This window comes from Streptomyces sp. NPDC031479 (assembly GCF_055581065.1).
In genome coordinates this window covers 1-13,311 of record NZ_JBVIKC010000085.1, presented here as the reverse complement: position 1 = coordinate 13,311, position 13,311 = coordinate 1, and the positions used below count along the sequence as shown (strand labels likewise).

Below are 13,311 nucleotides of genomic sequence, written 5' to 3'. Positions count from 1 at the left end.
GTTGGGAGAGGGTGGGTGCTGGATGATGGTGGGGCGGGGGGACCAGGGGGAGGGCGGGGAGGTTTTCCCAAAAGGGGCCCAGGCCTCTGTCCGGATCCCTTCCCCGCGTCGGGCAAAGGAACTAGTGCCGCGTCAGGAAACGTTTGCCCTGTGTGCGGTGTGAGATATGTTCCTCGGCCATGGGCGAGTTGATATTGATCAGGCACGGCGAGACCGCGTGGAGTCGGACCGGCCAGCATGCCGGCCGCACCGACCTGCCGCTGACCGAGGCGGGGGAGGCCGCGGCGCGTGCGCTCGCGCCTCGACTGGCCGGACGGGAGTTCGTCGCCGTCTACAGCAGCCCGCTGACTCGCGCCGTGCGGACGGCCGAGCTGGCGGGGCTGAGCGGTGCGGAAACCGACGCCGACCTGGTCGAGTGGAACTACGGCCGCTACGAGGGGCTGACTGCCGAGCAGATCCAGGAGCTCAAGCCCGGCTGGGAGCTGTGGCGTGACGGCGTGGACGCAGGCGAGGACCTCGGGCACGTGACCGTGCGGGTCGACGCCTTCCTTGGCCGGGTCCGGCCGCTGCTGGACAAGGGTGACGTGGCCGTCGTCGCGCACGGCCATCTGTCACGCATCCTCACCGCGCGCTGGCTCGGGCTCGACGCGTCGGGCGCGCGACAGTTCGGGCACCCGCATCCGGGGACGATCAACACGCTGGGTTACGAGCACGGGCTGCCCGTCGTGCTCGGGTGGAACGTGCCGTAGTGGCGACTGTCCACGTCCCGTCCGAGATGTACCTACTGCCACATCAAGCGACGTTCGCCCTGTTCACGACCTCGCGGAGGCGTTCGTCGGCGGCGTGCTTGTTCCGCCAGATGATGTAGCGGCGGATCATGCTTCCCTGTTCTTTGTGGCTGGCGTGGTCGGTGCCGTCGAGAGCGAAGTAGCGCAGGGCGGTGAACTGGGCCTCGATCCGGTTGAGCCAGGAGCTGTTGGTCGGTGTGTAGGCGATCTCCACGTTGTTGGCTGCCGCCCACGTCGCGACCCGCTGGCAGCGTCTCGTCGTCAGGTGCGGGGAGTAGTTGTCGCAGACGATCGCAATGCGTATGTCCGTCGGGTGCAGCGAGCGCATGTAGCGGCAGAACTCCAGGAACTTCGACCTGTTCTTGGTCTTTTTGATGTGCCCGTAGAGCTGGTTTTTGGCCAGGTCGTAGGCGGCGAAGAGGTGACGGACCCCGTGCGGGCGTGTGTAGGTCGCTCGGCGTCGGGGTCTGGGCTCGCGGTCGGGGTCCTTGTGCCGGCCGCCGCGTTCGGCCCATTGCCGGCCGGGGTGGGGCTGAAAGGAGACGCCTTCCTCGCGGAGCAGGATGCGAAGGCCCTCGTGGCTGATATCGTCGACCACCCCCTCGGCGACCAGGAAGTCGGCCAGCTTGGCCAGGCTCCAGGTCGAGAACGGCAGGCCGTGCTCGGCAGGCTTGGACTTGGCGATCTTCTTGATCTCCCGGCGTTCCGGGAGGGTGAAGGTTCTCGGCCGGCCGCCTTTGAACTTCGGGTAGAGCGCCGCGAAGCGTCGGCGTTGAAGTTGTGGATCACGTCCCGGACCCGGTCAGGGCTGGTGAACGTCACCTCGGCGATCTTCCCCACGGACATGCCCTGCGCGGATAACAGCACCATCTGCGCCCGTCGCCAGGTCACTACCGAGCCGGTACCCCTGCGGATGATCCGCAGCAGACGCCTGCCCTCATCGTCATCAATCTCCCGGACCTGCACGCGTTCCGCCACGTGATCATTCTGGCCGTCCGATACCACCCGGCGCAGCACTCCAGCGATACATCACCATAGGGCGAACGTTGCTTGATGCGGCACTAGTACGAGGTCTGGGACAGGCCGGTGACGGTACCGTCCTTTCCCACGTAGAGTCCGACCGGCTGCCAGATGTCGCTTTTCAGCGCCAGCGTTCGAAACGGCTTCCCACCGTTGTCCAGCCGGTAAGCACCGATTTTCCCGTTGCTGGTCCATTCGATGTCCAGGTGCCAGCTGCAGTCGCACCTGGCGGTACGTACCGAGAAATGGAACACCTCCGGGTCGGTCGTGGAGATCTTGTAGGGAAAATTCACGATCGCCGGCGACGGCCCGGAGGGCACGTCCGGAGTTCGTCGGGGAAATGCGACCAAACGGCCGGACATGTGTTGTCTTCGAAGGTCACGGTAAAGGGAGTCTGCTCCTTCCCGAACTCGTTCACGACCTTGCTGCCCACCGTCTTGAACAAACCCTGAAGAGCGCCGCTTGGAACCGTCGCCGCGGCCCCCAGGCGAACTGTAACGACCCACGTCAAAGGACGTTTCCAGAAAGTCTTCTTCCTCCTGCCCGATTCCGCTTCCGCCTGTGGTTCCCCGTCACCCGACCCTCCATCGGAAGAATGTGTATGCACGGCGGCCTCCCAGCAGAGCGGTTCTCAGGCGCCAATCACCCCGTCTGGAGCCATGGTTACCCCACCCCGTCTCCGCCTGCCACCGAGACCGTCACCCTGTGTTGCGGCGGGGGTGATGAGGCCTGCGGCCAAGACCCGGTCCGCGGACCCGGGAGGACTGTCGCGGCGGCCGGGGCGTTCACCCCGTCCGGCCGTGTCCACGAACGGCGGCCGGTCCGCGGGCGTGGTCCGTCGGCGACCGCGGCATGAATCGGTGAAACGTTCCGGCCCCATCCGTACACGCTCCTGAGGAAGCGTCGGAAAGTTCTTGTGGCCATCGCGTCGGGAGCCTTAGTTTCGAATCGTCTCGACCGAGAGACGCAAATTCCGAAAGGCCCGGCCGGAACATTCCCGATCGGTTTCCGTCGGAATTCACCCGCACCCTGCTTGGAGGAACAGTGAGCGACATCCAGAATGCCGATTCGGCGAACACGTCGGACGAGTTCGACGTCGAGGTCGGCGATGAGGACCTGGAGGCCGTCTCGGGCGGTCTCGAGCGCATCTGACGTCCGTCCCGTCCGGGTGCCGGCGCACGCCGCCGGCACCCGGCCCCCGTCCACGAGGAGGACTGTGTGTTGAAGCCGCCGAGCGATCCGGCACGCGACGTCCAGGTGCTTCGCGAGCTCATCACGCGCAAGGCGTCGACCGCCTGGTACCGGGAGAAGCGCGGGGAGATCGAGAGCATGGCTCCGTACGATCCGGGCCGGGGGCGCGAGCGCCTCGACCACCTGCTGGCCGCCGCCGCGCGGCAGGTCCCGTACTACCGCTCCGTCGGCGACCGCGAGCAGCCGGGCCTGGGCGACTTCCCGCTCCTGCGCAAGAACGACCTGCGCGAGCACTTCGTCGACTTCATCAGCCGTGACGGGAGCGGCCGGATGGCCCCCGGCGCGTTCTTCCTCACCCAGACCAGCGGCAGCACCGGACAGCCCGTCACCATGCTGTCCACCGCGGAGACCGGCGGACTGGCGAACAGGGTGATCCGCGAGCGGTACAGCGCCTTCCTCGGTCTGCCGGACAGCGGCACCGTCCTCAATGTGGGACTGCTCTTCCCCGGCACCACGCTCTTCGAACCGGTGATGCTGCCCCGCCCCTACGTCAAGTGCAACCTGCGCGGCTACGACCCCACCGCGCCCGACATCGTCGCCGACTACGAGGCCGTGGTCGGCCGCTTCCCGGTCGACGAGATCACCGGTTCGTCCAGCCGCGTCATCGCCCTGGCCCGGTACTGCCTGAGCCGCGGCATCACCCTGCGTCCCCACGGCGTCGTCGCCACGTACGAGCACATGCCCGACAGCGGCCGCCGCATCGTCGAGGAGGCGTTCGGCCGTCCGGTGACCATGCTCTACGCGACGTCGGAGACCGGATACGCCGCCTTCGAATGCGGGCGGCGGCGGATGCACTTCCAGGACGACCTCGTCCTGCCCGAGATCGAGCCGGCCGACGCCGACGGGGCGGGCGCGATCGTCCTGACCCCCCTGCTGTCCACCCCCATGCCGATCATCCGTTACGTGACCGGCGACCTCGCGCCCCGGCCCGTCGACTGCGGGTGCGGTCTGCCCGGCACCGTGACCGACGGCCTGCTGGGCCGGGCCCGCAGCAGCCTGGTCGGTCTCGACGGATCGGCCTACTCCCCCTACGCGCTGCTGGCCGCGCTGGCCGGAGGCGGCCTGCCGGACTTCCAGGTGGTGCAGCACGAACCCGGCACGCTCGACCTCGTGACCGTCGGCCCCGTCGAAGCCGCCGCGGCCTGCGTGCGGGACATCAACACCCGCCTCGACGCCTACTTCGGTGCCCGGCGGGGCTTTCGCCTGCGCCACCGCCCGCACCACGCGTTCCAGTTCACCGCCAGGGGCAAGCGCAACCCGGTGGTGCAGCACCTGCCGTTGCCGGACACCCCCGAACGCTCGGCATACCTGTGACGGCACATGACGACGACCTGAACCCGCTGCCGTGAACATCCGTCCCGAGCCACCGATTCCGCCGGCCCGTTCCGCCGCGGCCATCAGGGCCGAGCCGGTCGGCGAGTCGGTTCCCTTCGCGCACGAGGGGCCGACCAACGGCGGCGGCGTCGTTCTTCCCGGGCAGACGAACGACAGTTCCAGGTGGGTGACGAGAGAGCAGATGCGCCACGCCGTGGAACGCGGCGATCCCCGCGCGCTGTGGTACTACAGCGGCACCTACGGGGGGAAGTCGGTCGAGGGGGCGGCGAAGGCCACTGCCGAGAAGTACGGCGGGCGGACGATGATGATGCTGATCGAAGACCTCGGCCTGCCCACCCCGTACTACTCCGACTACTCCGAACGGGCCGCGACCTTCTGGCGATGGGCTTCGGTGGGATTCTCCGAAGCCGCGCGGGGCGAGGTGCGGATCATTTTCGGCGACGCCGTCAGGAGGGGGAACACCTGGCAACGGGTGGAGTGCCCGACGCTCATGGCGAACCCGCGCGTCACGGCCGTCCTGTGGGCTCGACCCGGGACCCTGTTCCGAAAGCTGCTCGACGGCGGGCAGTGCGACCCCCGCGGCCAACTGCCCGACGGAGTCGCCGTTCAGGAGCCCGTGCGCCACCGGCCGCCGGGGCCGTCGACCCCACAGCGGTCTCGTCCGGGCATCCGTGGCACGAATCGATGACACCGTTCTCCCTTTGTCCTGCACGTTCCGGAGGAAGTGCGGGACGGGGCTTGTCGACGCTTCGAGGGGCGGCCTACGTTCGGCTCGTCCCGACGGGAGACGAATGCGCGGAACACACCGTCGGGAAATCACCGGGAAATCACCGGGAAATCACGATGCCACGAGCGGCCCGCCCGAGGGCTGTGCGAAGAGCGATCCGGAGGGCCGTTTTGAATTCGCCGAATGACCTCGCCCACGACGTCCGGGAGATGCGCGAGCGGATGGCGCGCAAGACGTCGTCCTCCTGGTTCCGGGAGAGGCGCCAGGAGATAGCGGAGCTGGCCGCGTACGACCGGGACCGGGGGACCGAGCGACTGGACCGGCTGCTGGCCACCGCCCGGGAACGGGTGCCCCGGTACCGCGCGCTGCGCGGCCGGGAGCAGGTGGGACTGGGCGACTTCCCGCTGACCCGCAAGAGCGATCTGCGCACCCACTTCCTCGACTCCATCAGCCGTGATGCGACGGGCCTGATGGAGCCCGGCCGCTTCTTCCTCACCCAGACCAGCGGCAGCACCGGACAGCCCGTCGCCCTGCTCTCCACCGTGGAAACCGGCGGCCTGTCGAACGACGTGATCCGGGAGCGCTTCAGCGCCCACCTCGGCCTCCCGGACAGCGGAACGGTCCTCAACGTGGGACTGCTCTTCGGGGGCACGCCGCTGCTCGAACCGGTGATGCTGCCGCGCCCCTACGTCAAGTGCAACCTCGCCGGCTTCGACCCCGATTCCCCCGGGATCGTCGCCGACTACGAGGCCGTGGTGGGCCGGCTCGCGGTCGACCTGGTCACCGGTTCGTCGAGCCGGGTGATCGCATTGGCGCGGTACTGCGCCGAACGCGGCATACGGCTCCGGCCGCAGGGCGTCGTCGCCACCTACGAGCACATGCCCGACAGCGGCCGGCGCCTGGTCGAGGAGACCTTCGACTGCCGGGTGACGATGCTCTACGCCACGTCGGAAACCGGCTACGCGGCCTGGGAGTGCCGGCGCGGACGGATGCACTTCCAGGACGACCTCGTCCTGCCGGAGATCACCCCGGCGGGAGACGACGAAGTCGGCGAGATCGTCCTCACCCAGCTGCTCTCCACTCCCATGCCGGTGATCCGCTACGTCACGGGCGATCTGGCACCCCGGCCCACCACCTGTGACTGCGGACTCCCGGGGACGGTGACCGACGGTCTGCTCGGGCGTTCCGGGAGCAGCCTGGTCGGGCTCGACGGGGCGGCGTACTCCCCGTACGCGCTCCTGGCCGCGCTCTGCGCCGCCGGACTGCCGGACTTCCAGGTGGTACAGCACGAACCGGGGCTGCTCGACCTCGTCACGGTCGGAGCCCCGGCCGACGCGGCGGCGACCGTACGGTCGGTGAACTCAAGGCTCGGCGAGCACTTCGGGCCGCGCCGGGGCTTCCGCCTGCGCCACCGGCCGGAGGGCGCGTTCGTGCTCACCGCGGGCGGCAAGCGCAACCCCGTGGTCCAGCGCCTGGAGGTCGCGCAGGCCCCGGAGCGCACCAGGTACATCCACTCCTGAAGGACGCGGCGGCCGGGGACGGCCACCCGACACCACCGGCCACACCGGCCACACCGGCCTCGACCCGGCCCGCCCCGAGCGGTCCCCGTCCGAACGACCTGGAGATCCTCCGTGACAGGCGCGCGCAGTGTCCCGCGGCAGCCGAAGCCGCTCGCCGACGGCACCGACCACATCGAGCACCTCCAACGGGCGCTCGCCCGCCTGGAGGTAGAGCGGCTGCGGGCGTGGGGGAGCGAGCTGGCCATGCGGCTCCGGCGCGGCGCGCGCCTGCTGGCGGCCGGCAACGGCGGTTCGGCGGCCGAGGCACAGCACCTCACCTCGGAGCTGGTCGGCAGGCTCAGGGACGACCGTCAGCCGCTGTCGGCGATCGCCCTGCACGCCGACACCTCGGCGGTCACGGCCATCGGCAACGACTACGGGTACGACGAGGTCTTCGCCCGCCAGGTCCGGGCCCACGGGCGCCCCGGCGACATCCTGGTGCTGTTGTCGACGTCCGGTCGCAGCGGGAACGTCCTGCGGGCGGCCGGGGCGGCCCACGAGAGGGGCATGACGGTCTGGGCCCTCACCGGTACGGAGCCGAACCCGCTCACCGAACTTGCCGACGAGTCGGTCTGCGCGGACGGTCCCACCGCGACCGTCCAGGAATGCCACCTGGTGGCCGTGCACCTCCTGTGCGCCGCCGTCGACATCGCGCTCGGCGTCTGCCCGGCGGCGACCCCCACGGGGGACGCGCCCACGGGGGGAGCGCCCACGGCGCCGGGCGGGCTGGTCGTGGTGGGCGACGCGCTCCTGGACCGGGACCTGGTGGGCACGGTGGACAGGGTCTCCCCGGAGGCACCGGTCGTCGTCGTCGACCACGTCGAGGTCCGTTCGAGGCCCGGCGGTGCCGGGCTCGCCGCGGTGCTCGCCGCACGCGGCGCACGGCCGGTCACCCTGGTCACGGCGTTGTCCGACGACCGCGAAGGACGGGACCTCGGCGGACTGCTGCGAGACGCCGGGATCCGGGTGATCGACCTCGGGCTCGCCGGGCCGACACCGGTGAAGAGCCGGGTCCGCGCCGGCGACCGAACGGTGCTGATGTTCAGCCGGGCCCCCGAGGCCGCGCCCGGACCGCGCCGCACCCTCACCGAGGAGGAACGCGCGTTGGTGGTCGGCGCGAGCGCCGTCCTGGTCTCGGACTACGGGCGCGGGCTCACGGAGGACGCCTCCGTCCGGGCGGCCCTCGCGGCCGCCGCCCCCGTGACGCCGATCGTCTGGGACCCGCACCCGCGCGGTGCCCGACCGGTCCCCGGCGCCCGGCTGGTCACCCCGAACCGCGGGGAGGCGAGCGCCTTCGCGCCCGGGAGCGCGGGCACGGACCTGCGGTCGGACATCGAGCGCGGCCGGCGGCTCGTCGACCTCTGGCAGGCCGCCGGGGTCGCCGTCACCCGCGGAGCCGACGGGGCCGTCCTGCTGGACGCGGCGAAGTCCTCACCCCTCGCCGTTCCCGGGCGGCACGTCGTCGGGGCGGACACGTGCGGCGCCGGTGACCGCTTCGCCGCGTCGGCCGCCGTACTGCTCGCGGACGGCGCGCTGCTCTCGGAGGCGGTCACCGGCGCCGTCCGGGCCGCCGGGGAGTTCGTGGCGGCCGGCGGAGCGGCCGCCTGGACCGCGGGTGCGGCGGCAGCGGAGCCGGGCACCGAACCCGCCGACCCGCTGGAGGCGGTCGCCCGCGTGCGCGCCGCGGGCGGCACCGTGGTGGCGACCGGCGGCTGCTTCGACCTGCTGCACGCGGGCCACATCGCACTGCTGGAGAGCGCCCGCCGGCTGGGCGACTGCCTGGTGGTGTGCCTCAACGACGACGACTCCGTCCGTCGGCTGAAGGGACCGCGGCGCCCGGTCGTCACGGCCCCGGACCGGGCGGCGGTCCTGGGCTCGCTGGCCTCCGTGGACGGGGTGGTGGTCTTCGCGGAGTCCACGCCGCAGGAGGCGCTGCGCCGGATCAGGCCCGACGTCTACGTCAAGGGCGGCGACTACAGGGTGGACGACCTGCCCGAGGCGGCCCTGGTCGAAAGCTGGGGCGGCCGGACGGTGATCCTGCCCTATGTCGACGGGCGGTCGACCACCCGGATGGTCGACAGGATCCTGCTGGGCGCCGGAGAAAGGTGACGGCCCGACCTCACCCGGTGTGCCGCCCCCGACCGGTGGGCGCCGGAAGGCCGAAGTGCCCGCGCAGGGTGTGGTCCGCGTACTCGGTGCGGAAGACGCCGCGGTCCTGGAGTTCGGGCACCACCCGGTCGACGAACTCGTCCAGTCCGCCGGGGGCGAACCGGGGCACCACCACGAAACCGTCGGCACCGTCCGACTGGACGTAGTCGTTCATCTGCTCCGCGACGCGTGCGGGTGTGCCGACGAAGGGCCTGCCCGCCGTCAGCTTCATCACGAGCTCCCGGATGCCGAGGTTCTGCTCGGCGGCGAGGGCCCGCCACTTCTCCGCCCGCCGCGAGCGCACCACGGCGTCGGCCAGCCCCGGCCACCGGGGCGGTGCCGCCTCGGGATCGGGGTCGACGTCCGGCAGCGGTCCGTCGGGGTCGCAGGCCGACAGGTCGCGTCCCCAGGTGCGTTCCAGGTACCAGATCGCGAGCTGCGGGCTCACCGCCCGCCGTTGCCCGGCCTCGGCGTTCGCCCGGGCGTCCTCATCGGTGTCGCCGAGGACGAACGACACCCCGGGCATGATCTTCACGTGCTCCGGGGCACGACCGTGGCGGGCCACCCTGCGCTTGACGTCCGCGTAGAAGGCCTGGCCGGCCAGGCCCAGACGACGGCTGTAGATCATCTCCGCGGTGGCGGCCGCGAACTCACGGCCCTGCTCCGAGTCCCCCGCCTGGATGGTCAGCGGGTACACCTGGGGGCTGGTCGGTACGGTGAACCGTCCGCCGACGCGGAAGTGCGGCCCTTCGTGGTGGAACCGGGTGGCCCCGTGCGGTCCCCAGCCGTCCCACAGGGTCCGGGCGACCTCGACGAACTCCGCTGCCCGGACGTAGCGGTCGGCATGCGCCAGGTAGCCGCCGCGGCGGAAGTTCTCGCCGGTCCAGGCGTCCGGCGTGGTCACGACGTTCCATCCGCACCTGCCGCCGGAGAGGTGGTCCAGGGTGGCCAGCCTGCGGGCCGTGTCGAAGGGTTCGTTGAAGGTGGCGTTGACGGTGGCGGCCAGTCCTATCCTGTCCGTCACGGAGGCCAGTGCCGACAGCACGGTGATCTGGTCCAGCTGACCCGCGACGCCGACATCGGAGACCTCGCCGCGGTGCTCCACCAGCCGCGGGAAGTCGGCGAGGAGGAAGGCGTCGAACCTGCCCCGCTCCGCCGTGCGGGCCAGGTGGGAGTAGGAGGAGAAATCGACCTGGCTTCCGGCGCGCCGATCGCGCCAGACGGTCATGTGGTTGACGGGGAAGAGCGCCGCGAGGTGCATCTGCTTGACGGGCTTGTTCATCGGGGCCGCCTTTCAGGCCGTGAACACGTTCGGGGCCCTGCCGGGCAGGCCGAGCCGCGCGCGCAGTGAGGTCTCCCGGCGGGGGCGGAGCCAGGACCGCCGGCGCAGGACCGGGACGACCTCCGCGACGAACCGGGACAGCGTGGTGGGCAGGAACGCGGGGTGGAGGTGGAACCCGTCGACGTCCCCGGAGTCCCACATGTCGCCCAGCAGATGGGCGAGTTCGACCGGGGATCCGGCGAACCGGGTGCGGTGCGGCGCGGCGTCCCCGGGACGGGCGCCCCAGCCGGACACGCCGTGGTCCCCGGCGAACAGTATCTCCAGCTCGCCCATGACCCGGGTGCGCGCTCCGCACCGTGCCCGGGCTTCCGGCACGTCACGGACGTCGGCGAACACCATGTCGGCGTCGTGAAGGGCGGCCCGCTGTCCGCGCGGATCGAAGTCGACCGCGAGGACGGGATGGCCCTGCGGCGGCCGCGGTACGTTCGCCGGGCCCTTGATGCGGAAGTGCCGTCCGGCGTGGTCGATGTGGTGGAGCTTCGACCGGTCGAGGAATCGCCCGGCCGCCACCTCCCTGATCTCCGCGCCGTCCTCCCAGCTGTCCCAGAGCTTGGTGACCACCTCGGCGAACTCGGCGTCCTCCGCTTCGAGTTCGTCCAGGCGGGCGGGTGGCTCGGGTCCGAAGTGCGCGGCCTCCGCCTCCGCGGTGACCACGCGCCTCCGCCAGCCGGCGCGGCCCCCGCTGATGTGGTCGAGCGTGGCCAGCGCCCTGGACACGTGTACGGGTTCGCAGTGCGTGGTCGTCACCGTGGGCACCAGGCCGATGGTGGTGGTCAGTGGAGCGATCCCGGCGAGCACGGTCACCGCGTCCGGGCGCCCGAGCGCGGCGCCGGGCCCCTCCGGGAGCACCATGGAGTCGTCCAGCGTCACGAAGTCGAAACCACCCCGTTCGGCCTCCTGTACGAGCTGTCGATGGTGCTCGGGGTCCAGCGGATCGCCGGGTGAATGCCACCGGGACTCCGGGTGGCAGCCGGTCGCGTCGATGGCCATGCCGAGGAACATCTGGGCGCTCCTCTCGAAGAGCTGGTCACGGGCTGAGGGGTCGATGGGCGAGCAGCCCCTTCGATCGGACTGCCGCTCGGCCCGCAGCCTAGGCCGGGGGGACCGGCCGGCCCGGCCTTCCGGGAGAAGGGCTGCGGCTCCGTCCGAGTTGGCCGGGGAGGTTGCACGGATCGATGGAACCCCGGAGTCGCGCGGGTGCAGGCAACGGAGCAACTGTCGGAAAGGGCTTGTCGGCCACTTCGGGGCGCCTTTAAGTTCGACTCATCTCACCCGAGAGAACTGATTCTCCGGGAGTCCGAAAGACATTCCTTGAAGACTTCTGACGGAACTTCAGCCTGTTGGTCAAGCCAGAAGGAGAAAGACATGGGCGACACCCAGAAGAACGCGCCGGAAACCGCGTGGCAGGAGACCTCCCTGGAGGTCAACGACGAGGAGCTGGAGGCCCTTTCGGGCGGGATGGAAGACCTCATGGGCGGGCTGGAAGTGATCTGACCGTCACGTTCCTGGTCGTGTGCCGGCGGCGAGTGCCGCGGGTACACGACCAGTTCCATTTGAGGGCTGAATTCTCCTCTTCCCGTCACCAGTAGAGAGCGCATGATGAAGACCGCACAGGTGCGAGTCGTCGAGTCCATGCAGGAATACGTTCCCCGGGCCGGGGAGAGGAGGGTCTTCCTCGCCGGTGGAATGCGCGACTGCCCCGACTGGCGCCACGACGCGATATCCGCCTTCCGCCGGATCTGGTCCGCGGGCGGCGCCGACCGGTGCTCGCTGGCCCTCCTCAGCCCGCGTCGGGTCATCGCCGGCTCGTCCGGCTTCAACGAGTCCATGGTGGCTTGGGAGCACCGGCACCTGGCGCTGGCGGACCTGGTGCTGTTCTGGTTTCCGAGCGGCGGCGCCGCTCGGCCGGAACAGCCCATCGCACTCTATGAACTGGGAGCGGCGGCGGCCACGGGACGGGCGATCGCGGTGGGCGTCGAGGACGGGTACCGGCGCCGCCCGGACGTGCTGGCGCAGCTGCGCTGCGCGCGGCCGGGGCTGCCGGTCCACGGCGATCTCCCCTCCACCGTGAGCGCCGCGGTGGAGGCGCTGCGCGCCGGGTCCCGTCCGCTTCGCAGTGCCTCGTAAGAGAAAGTGAGCACCTGATGGAAATTCTGCGCTCGTTGGTGGGTGACCCCGAGCTGTTCCTCGGGACGGCCTGGCGGCGTGAGGCCCGTGTGCTGAGCCCGGGCGTGCCGCCCGCCGGGCTGGTCACGCCGGCCGACCTGGACGCCGTGCTGACCGGTGGCCTGCTCCGCAGGCCGTATCTGGAGATGGTCCGTGGCGGACGGAACCTGGAACCGGGTGACTTCACCACCCCGCGAAGGCTCGGTGAACACGAGTTCCCCGGTTACGCCGACCCGGGGAAGGTGCTGAGGAGGATCTCCTCGGGAGTCACCCTGCTGATGCGCAACGTCGAGCACTGGCATCCGGGGGCGGCGGCGCTCGCCGGCCGGCTGGGCGCCGAACTCGGCCGCCCCGTCGAAGCGTTCGTCTTCGTCACTCCGCCGGGGGAGCAGGGGCTGGGTTCGCACCGTGACGATGCGGACGTCTTCGTCGTACAGCTGAACGGCAGCAAGCGGTGGCGGGTGCACGGCGCCCCGGCGGACGACGCGTGGGGGATCGGGTACGAGCCGGCCCCGGGCCCGGTGCTGCTGGAGGCCACGGTGGAACGTGGCCAGGTGCTCTACATCCCGCGGGGAGCGCCGCACTCGGCCGTCGGCCGGAGCGGCGGTCTGTCCGTGCACCTGTCGCTGACGGTGCGCAGGCCCGGCACCGGTGCTCCGGACGGTCCGCGGACGCGATCGACGGATGCGCCCTCGCTCGCGGCGCTGGCGGCCGTGCTCGACGGCTGAGGAGCGGGAACCCCGCGAAGGCGGGGGCGTGGGGAACGGTCGTGCCGGTGACGGCACGGCCGTTCTGTCGTTCGCGGGCTGTCGGCGTCGGCGTCGGCGATGTCACCGGCGCCGTCACCGTCACCGGAAAGCGCTTCGGGGGGGGAGGGGGGGGGGGGGGGGGGGGGGGGGGGGGGGGGTGGGGGAGGGGGGGGGGGGGGTTTTTGGGGGGGGGGGGGGGGGGGTGGTTGGGGGCGTTTCTTCCCCG

11 protein-coding genes and 1 pseudogene are annotated in these 13,311 nt (G+C 71.1%); 8 read left to right on the top strand and 4 right to left on the bottom strand.

Features of this window, described 5'->3' with window-relative positions; all coding sequences use genetic code 11:
* The first annotated feature begins 179 nt into the window (after nt 1-179).
* Nucleotides 180-749 carry a histidine phosphatase family protein gene (locus ACZ5D2_RS40265; RefSeq protein ID WP_468936665.1) on the top strand — a complete coding sequence of 190 codons (570 nt, stop codon included), beginning with the start codon at nt 180-182 and terminating at the stop codon, nt 747-749.
* A 43-nt stretch (nt 750-792) separates the two neighbouring features.
* On the opposite strand, the pseudogene ACZ5D2_RS40260 reads toward ACZ5D2_RS40265, so the two are convergent.
* Both ACZ5D2_RS40260 and ACZ5D2_RS40255 read right to left on the bottom strand, forming a co-directional pair.
* A pseudogene (locus ACZ5D2_RS40260) lies at nt 793-1,766 on the bottom strand (helix-turn-helix domain-containing protein).
* Nucleotides 1,767-1,849: 83 nt separating this feature from the next.
* Nucleotides 1,850-2,170, bottom strand: coding sequence for a hypothetical protein (locus ACZ5D2_RS40255; RefSeq protein WP_468936662.1), 321 nt, complete (start codon nt 2,168-2,170; stop codon nt 1,850-1,852).
* 856 nt (nt 2,171-3,026) lie between these two features.
* On the opposite strand from ACZ5D2_RS40255, the gene ACZ5D2_RS40250 reads away from it, so the two are divergent.
* The 4 genes from ACZ5D2_RS40250 to rfaE2 all read left to right on the top strand — a co-directional run bounded on the left by ACZ5D2_RS40250 (nt 3,027) and on the right by rfaE2 (nt 8,789).
* Nucleotides 3,027-4,373, top strand: a complete 1,347-nt coding sequence (locus ACZ5D2_RS40250) for a phenylacetate--CoA ligase family protein (RefSeq protein WP_371675137.1) — start codon at nt 3,027-3,029, stop codon at nt 4,371-4,373.
* Between the two features lie 187 nt (nt 4,374-4,560).
* Nucleotides 4,561-5,082, top strand: coding sequence for a hypothetical protein (locus ACZ5D2_RS40245; protein WP_468936658.1), 522 nt, complete (start codon nt 4,561-4,563; stop codon nt 5,080-5,082).
* A gap of 209 nt (nt 5,083-5,291) precedes the next feature.
* Nucleotides 5,292-6,641: a phenylacetate--CoA ligase family protein gene (locus tag ACZ5D2_RS40240; protein ID WP_468936655.1), complete on the top strand. Its 1,350-nt coding sequence runs from the start codon at nt 5,292-5,294 to the stop codon at nt 6,639-6,641.
* A gap of 111 nt (nt 6,642-6,752) precedes the next feature.
* Nucleotides 6,753-8,789 carry a D-glycero-beta-D-manno-heptose 1-phosphate adenylyltransferase gene (rfaE2, locus tag ACZ5D2_RS40235; protein ID WP_468936652.1) on the top strand — a complete coding sequence of 679 codons (2,037 nt, stop codon included), beginning with the start codon at nt 6,753-6,755 and terminating at the stop codon, nt 8,787-8,789.
* A gap of 10 nt (nt 8,790-8,799) precedes the next feature.
* Here the strand turns inward: rfaE2 and ACZ5D2_RS40230 are convergent, their stop codons facing one another.
* Both ACZ5D2_RS40230 and ACZ5D2_RS40225 read right to left on the bottom strand, forming a co-directional pair.
* Nucleotides 8,800-10,110, bottom strand: a complete 1,311-nt coding sequence (locus ACZ5D2_RS40230) for an NtaA/DmoA family FMN-dependent monooxygenase (RefSeq protein ID WP_468936649.1) — start codon at nt 10,108-10,110, stop codon at nt 8,800-8,802.
* 12 nt (nt 10,111-10,122) lie between these two features.
* Entirely contained in the window at nt 10,123-11,172 is a 1,050-nt protein-coding gene (locus ACZ5D2_RS40225; protein ID WP_468936646.1) for an LLM class flavin-dependent oxidoreductase, read from the bottom strand.
* Between the two features lie 363 nt (nt 11,173-11,535).
* Between ACZ5D2_RS40225 and ACZ5D2_RS40220 the strand changes: the two genes are divergently transcribed.
* The 3 genes from ACZ5D2_RS40220 to ACZ5D2_RS40210 all read left to right on the top strand — a co-directional run bounded on the left by ACZ5D2_RS40220 (nt 11,536) and on the right by ACZ5D2_RS40210 (nt 13,064).
* Nucleotides 11,536-11,664, top strand: coding sequence for a hypothetical protein (locus tag ACZ5D2_RS40220; protein ID WP_371675131.1), 129 nt, complete (start codon nt 11,536-11,538; stop codon nt 11,662-11,664).
* 102 nt (nt 11,665-11,766) lie between these two features.
* Nucleotides 11,767-12,297: a nucleoside 2-deoxyribosyltransferase domain-containing protein gene (locus ACZ5D2_RS40215; protein ID WP_371675130.1), complete on the top strand. Its 531-nt coding sequence runs from the start codon at nt 11,767-11,769 to the stop codon at nt 12,295-12,297.
* Between the two features lie 17 nt (nt 12,298-12,314).
* Complete coding sequence (locus ACZ5D2_RS40210) at nt 12,315-13,064, top strand: JmjC domain-containing protein (RefSeq protein WP_371675129.1); 750 nt, start codon at nt 12,315-12,317, stop codon at nt 13,062-13,064.
* Nucleotides 13,065-13,311: the final 247 nt, after the last annotated feature.